Source organism: Paenibacillus sp. P4_A9 (assembly GCF_056402415.1).
The window spans coordinates 1-5,260 of the sequence record NZ_JBFUHL010000137.1; the positions used below are offsets into that span (position 1 = coordinate 1).

5 protein-coding genes are annotated in these 5,260 nt (G+C 49.4%); 1 reads left to right on the forward strand and 4 read right to left on the reverse strand.

The features are described from left to right. Positions 1 to 504 (forward strand): hypothetical protein (locus AC1DVJ_RS29855; protein WP_477596355.1); only part of this gene is annotated, 504 nt, incomplete at its 5' end. A gap of 143 nt (positions 505 to 647) precedes the next feature. On the opposite strand, the gene AC1DVJ_RS29860 is transcribed toward AC1DVJ_RS29855, so the two are convergent. From AC1DVJ_RS29860 to AC1DVJ_RS29875, 4 genes are all read right to left on the reverse strand, one after another. Further along, positions 648 to 1,418: an SDR family NAD(P)-dependent oxidoreductase gene (locus tag AC1DVJ_RS29860; protein WP_477596357.1), complete on the reverse strand. Its 771-nt coding sequence runs from the start codon at positions 1,416 to 1,418 to the stop codon at positions 648 to 650. Between the two features lie 16 nt (positions 1,419 to 1,434). Beyond that, positions 1,435 to 2,823: a glutamine synthetase family protein gene (locus AC1DVJ_RS29865; RefSeq protein WP_477596359.1), complete on the reverse strand. Its 1,389-nt coding sequence runs from the start codon at positions 2,821 to 2,823 to the stop codon at positions 1,435 to 1,437. Positions 2,824 to 2,898: 75 nt separating this feature from the next. Continuing rightward, the gene (locus AC1DVJ_RS29870; RefSeq protein ID WP_477596361.1) at positions 2,899 to 4,359 is read right to left on the reverse strand and encodes an NAD-dependent succinate-semialdehyde dehydrogenase; all 1,461 of its coding nucleotides are present in this window, start codon (positions 4,357 to 4,359) and stop codon (positions 2,899 to 2,901) included. Beyond that, positions 4,356 to 5,114, reverse strand: coding sequence for a gamma-glutamyl-gamma-aminobutyrate hydrolase family protein (locus tag AC1DVJ_RS29875; protein ID WP_477596362.1), 759 nt, complete (start codon positions 5,112 to 5,114; stop codon positions 4,356 to 4,358). Before AC1DVJ_RS29875 ends, AC1DVJ_RS29870 begins: the two co-directional genes overlap by 4 nt. Between the last annotated feature and the right edge of the window lie 146 nt (positions 5,115 to 5,260).

Here is a 5,260-nt window from a genome sequence, read left to right on the forward strand (position 1 = left end):
GGTGGAAACGGGGTGGAAACGGCGCCGAAGAAGCCTGAAATCGTCGATCAGGTTAAGGCGCCTACATTCGACAAATTATCGTCAGAAAGTCGTGCAATCGAAACGTTGAAGACATATCACGAACAATTCAATACGTTGGTCGGATATAGGAACGACGCAAATTTTAAGAAGGCGGCCGCGTGGGATTCCGCGCTTTCTAGTGACGCATTGAACCCGGAATCATATCGTCAACTTGCGACGGCATTGGCGAACATTCAAGGTGCCGAAATCGACCTATATCGAGTTGTCGATCTTACGACGATAGCACGCGAAAAGCACGACGTTCAAGCCCTTATTTATATGCACCSCATTTTACACGACTTGGACTTGAACTATTTCAACAAAACGCCGGGAAGCGACTATTGGAGTGTTACGGAAACGATTCGCCACACGTCAGAAGCCGAAGAAGTTGTTCCCGATAACCGCGCAGAAATCGTGAAGTACATCGAGAAGAATAGAGTGTAACTTTTGAATGTTGAACGTCAATATATACCAAGGAGAGATCACTACAAAATAAAAAAAGCGTGGGGATTAGCATTGCTAATTCCGAACGCTTTTTAATGCAAATCAGTTAAACCAATACAAATCACATCTTTTTGATTCATTTTTTAAAAATAATTGCAAGTAATCCCCCCATCGATATGGAGAATAGCGCCGTTGGTCCAATCCGATTCATCCGATGCCAGGTAAATCGCGCTGTTCACTATGTCTTCAGGTCTTCCAAAACGCCCACTTGGTTGGCGGCCCAGTCGAATCCGTTTCGCCTCCTCATCTTTCAGCAGCCATTCGGTTAATAATGGAGTTTCAATTGGTCCAGGACAAATCGCATTGCTGCGAATGCCTTGGGGTCGGAATTGAATAGCCAGCGACCGGGTTAAGGAAACGATGGCTCCTTTGGATGCCGTATAAGCGTCTTGAGGTACACTGCATCCCATGAACGCAACAAATGAGGCGATGTTGATAATCGATCCCTTCTGCTGCTTTACCATATGCGGGATGACATGCTTACACGCAAGAAAAGTTCCTTTCACATTCACATCCATCACCCGATCCCAAACTTCGACGGTCGTATGAATGACAGAGCCATCCTGCGAAGGCATAATTCCTGCATTATTATAGAGGACATCGACTTTACCGTAGTGTTTTATTACCTGGGTCACCGCTGTCTGCACACTCTCTTCATTGGCCACGTTGCAAGTAAAAAAAGCAGCGTCTCCTCCTTTCTCTTGTATCTCCAAAGTTGTTTTAAGCCCTGACTGCTCGTTCACCTCAAAGAGAGCCACTTTTGCCCCTTCCCGTGCAAACATTTGAGCCGCCGCCTGCCCCATACCGCTGCCCGCACCGGTAATAATGCATACTTTATCCTGTAAACGCCCCATCTATCTGCCTCCCTTATCAGATTTGCTCAAAATATCTGGCCCTCTCCCAATCGGTGACAAATGCGTTCAAAGACTGCTGCTCCACTTTGGCCATGTTGTAATAGTGGTCTGTCACTTGATCTCCGAGTGCGCTGCGCACGATCGGACTTTCCTTCCAAAGCTCCATCGCTTCATACAACGACGCCGGAACACGGGGAAGTACTTTCATAGCGTAAGCGTTCCCCTTCCACTCCGGTCCAGGCTCGATCTGGTTCTCGATTCCATATAAGCCGGCCGCGATCATAGCCGAGTAGGCAAGATACGGGTTCATATCCGCTCCGGGAATTCGGTTTTCAATTCGCAAGCTTTGCTGGTCCCCTACAATTCGCAAGCCGGAGGTTCGATTATCATGGCTCCAGACAATATGCACCGGTGCCCAGCTTTCTGGCGCAAAACGTTTGTAAGAATTCACATTAGGAGCGAAAAAAAGAGAAAAGTCGCGTGTGCACGCTAATATACCGCCTAAAAAATACTTCATCGTCTCCGACATCGCGTACAGCTGCTCAGTAGAGTCGTAAAAAAGATTTCGTTCCCCCTGAGGGTCCCATAGGCTGATGTGGATATGACCGCTCGATCCTGTCCACTCATGATGGGGTTTTGCCATGAAGGTCACCGAATATTCATGCTGCATGCAAATCTCTTTGACCCCGTGCTTTAGCAATGCATGCCGATCGGCAGAAGTGAGGGCATCCGCATATAGTATATTAATCTCGTGCTGCCCGACTGCCGCTTCGCCTTTAGTAGATTCAATCGGGATTCCCGCCGCAGTCATATCGTTTCTGATTTTCCGGTAAAGAGGCTCGTTGCGGGTTCCCTGCAGCAAATTATAATCCTCGTTATAGTGCCCTGCGGCCTGAAGATGCTGGTAGCCTTTATCATGAATGTTCTCATACGATTCTCTAAATAAATAAAATTCAAGCTCGCTTGCCATCATCATCCGAAATCCCATTTGCTCCGCTCTTTGTAATTGCTGTTTGAGAATACTGCGCGGAGCAATACCGATGGGGGAGCCTGTTTTTTCATCTGCGACATCGCAGAGGACCATCGCTGTCTTTTCCAGCCAGGGGATGACGCGTAAAGTGGACCAATCCGGCCTCGCTAACCAATCTCCATAGCCGGTTTCCCAATTCATCTGCTCGTACCCGCCGGGGGTGTTCATTTCCATATCGGTCCCGAGCAAATACATACAGAAGTGAGTCCCTTTGGACAGACCGCCCCGCAAACAAAACTCACCTGTAAGGCGTTTGCCCATCAAACGGCCCTGCATATCGCAAAATGCAATCATCACCGTATCAATAAGGCCTGATTTGATCGCCTCTTCCAGCTCCGCTTGAGAAATCAACCCTGAAAGCTGGTTCTCATCCATGGTTATCCCCTCCTTAAAGTTTTTTGATGCAGAGCGTCAGACCAAGACGCAGCCAAAAAACTCGCTTCGGAAGCGTCAGCCGCCCTCCAATTTTAAATTGATATACTTCAGATCTAAAAATTCATCCAAGCCATGATGGCCGCCTTCGCGTCCAATTCCGCTTTCCTTGATTCCGCCAAACGGCGCTTGAGGAACGCTAAGAGAAGTTCCGTTGACCGCGACCATCCCGAACTCCAGCGATTCACACACCCGGTATACTCGGTTCAAATCACGCGTAAACAAATAGGCGGATAATCCATAAGGCGTTCCGTTGCAGCGGGTGATCACTTCTTCTTCTGATTGAAAAGCGAGTATAGGCGCGACAGGGCCGAAAATCTCCTCTTTTGCGAGCGCCATTTCATCATGAACACCGTCTAACACGGTTGGTGCGTAAAAATAACCCTTCGCATAATCACCTTCCTCTAATCGATGCCCGCCTGTTAAAATCTTTGCCCCTTTCGCAGCGGCGTCTCCTACCAATCGTTCAACTCTTTCCACGGCCGCCCGATCAATCAAGGGACCTACGTCCATTCCCGGTTCCATTCCAACCCCCACTCGGAGCTGGCGGACTTTCGAAACGATTTTTTCGCTCAAGGCTGCCCGAATATCTTCATGTGCGTAAATTAAATTAATGCCATTACATACTTGGCCGCAGTTCTCGAATTTATTACTGACAATGCAAGATGCCGCTAGGTCCAGATCAGCGTCGGGAAAAACAAGGACTGGCGCAATGCCTCCAAGCTCTAAGGAAAGCCTTTTCACCTGGTTGGAGGCGCTTTGCATGATGTGCTTTCCCACTTCAGTTGAACCTGTGAATGAAATTTTCCGCACCCGGGAGTCGGTTAAGAGGACATTGCCAATCTCAGCCGCATCTCCCGTTACGAGATTAGCCACCCCATTCGGAATACCGGTGTCGATCAACAGTTGAAACAACGCCACAGCGATTAACGGCGTCTGACGAGCTGGCTTTACAACAACCGTGCAGCCTGCCGCCAGGGCGGGTGCAACTTTACGAACCACCATGGCGGCTGGATAATTCCATGGGGTAATCATGCCGACGACTCCGACGGGCTGACGCCACACCATGATACGTTGATTTTTGCCGGAGCCCGGGATTGTTTCCCCGTAGATCCGCTTCCCTTCTTCAGCGTACCACCTAATAAACTCAGCTGAACTCTCCAGCTCCCCTTTTGCTTCTTCTACCGGCTTACCTTGCTCCTTGGACACCAAGATGGACAGCTCATCTCGATTATGCAAAATTCGGTCCGCCCAATCGCAAAGATAGCGGCCTCGTTCTTTTGCCGTTAGCTGCCTCCATGCGGATAAGGCCCGTGCTGCGGCGTCGACCGCTTTTTTCGCGGCTTCCCCAGCTCCCTTGGGAACTTTTCCAACCACCTCTCCTGTGGCGGGATTGTAGACCGTCATACTTTCCGGAAGCACAATTTGTTCCCCGTTAATCCATAGAAAGTTCCATTTTTCCTGATCTCCAGTTGTCATGATGATCCCCCTCCGTTCACTTGATCGATGAGCCATCKGAAAGGAATAAGTCCTTCCTCATGCCTTACCGCCATCATCTCCGGATGCCACTGCACCGCCAATAAGTTCGGATGATTAGGATGGATGAGAGCTTCAATAATCCCATCATCTGCAACGGCCGCCGCTATAAGCCCTGCTCCGACTAGATTTACCGCTTGATGATGGTAGCTGTTCGTTCGAATTTCATCAGCCTGGAATAGCTTTTTGATGGACGGAGCCAGCAGCTTGACCCGATGCGCCAAATACCAGCGAGGAGCGCGTGAAAATTGATGAGCCAGTACGTTCTCAGCGTGATCGGATATGTCTAAATATAACGTGCCGCCGAAGCTCACATTCAATAGCTGCATCCCTCTGCAAATAGCGAGTATTGGCTTATGAACCCGCAAAGCTTCTTCGATCAACTGCAGCTCAAAACGATCCCGTTCCGGGGTGATCGTCCAGCAGCGAAGATCCGGACTCGAGCCGTACAGCTGCGGATCAATRTCCTCCCCGCCGGCCAAAATCAATCCATCGATCGCCTGCAGAATCTCATYGCAAGTTGAATGATCCCCAACAGGGATGCCGATYGGAATGGCACCAACCTGCTTCACCGCCTGTATATAATCGTGGCCTATGACGCTGAARCCTTGTCCCTTCACTCCCCGAAAGGTACCGCCGACCCCTTCCTCTCCAGTAACATGATAACCCGTTATTCCGATAAGCGGCATTTTCCTCATCGCTCCACCTCTTCTCTCCACTATTTTATTCCGTGCGAATGAAACACATGACCTCTGGAAAGGAAAAGACACGGGTTGTTTTGTATCGTTAGTTCTATATCTTTGCCATTGGCACGGTCTTGCTTAGCGAGAGACTCTCTTTATAC

Excerpts from the sequence above, each read along its gene's own strand:
- AC1DVJ_RS29870 (WP_477596361.1), bottom strand. The coding sequence starts at position 4,359 with ATGACAACTGGAGATCAGGAAAAATGGAACTTTCTATGGATTAACGGG.
- AC1DVJ_RS29860 (WP_477596357.1), bottom strand. The coding sequence starts at position 1,418 with ATGGGGCGTTTACAGGATAAAGTATGCATTATTACCGGTGCGGGCAGC.
- AC1DVJ_RS29865 (WP_477596359.1), bottom strand. The coding sequence starts at position 2,823 with ATGGATGAGAACCAGCTTTCAGGGTTGATTTCTCAAGCGGAGCTGGAA.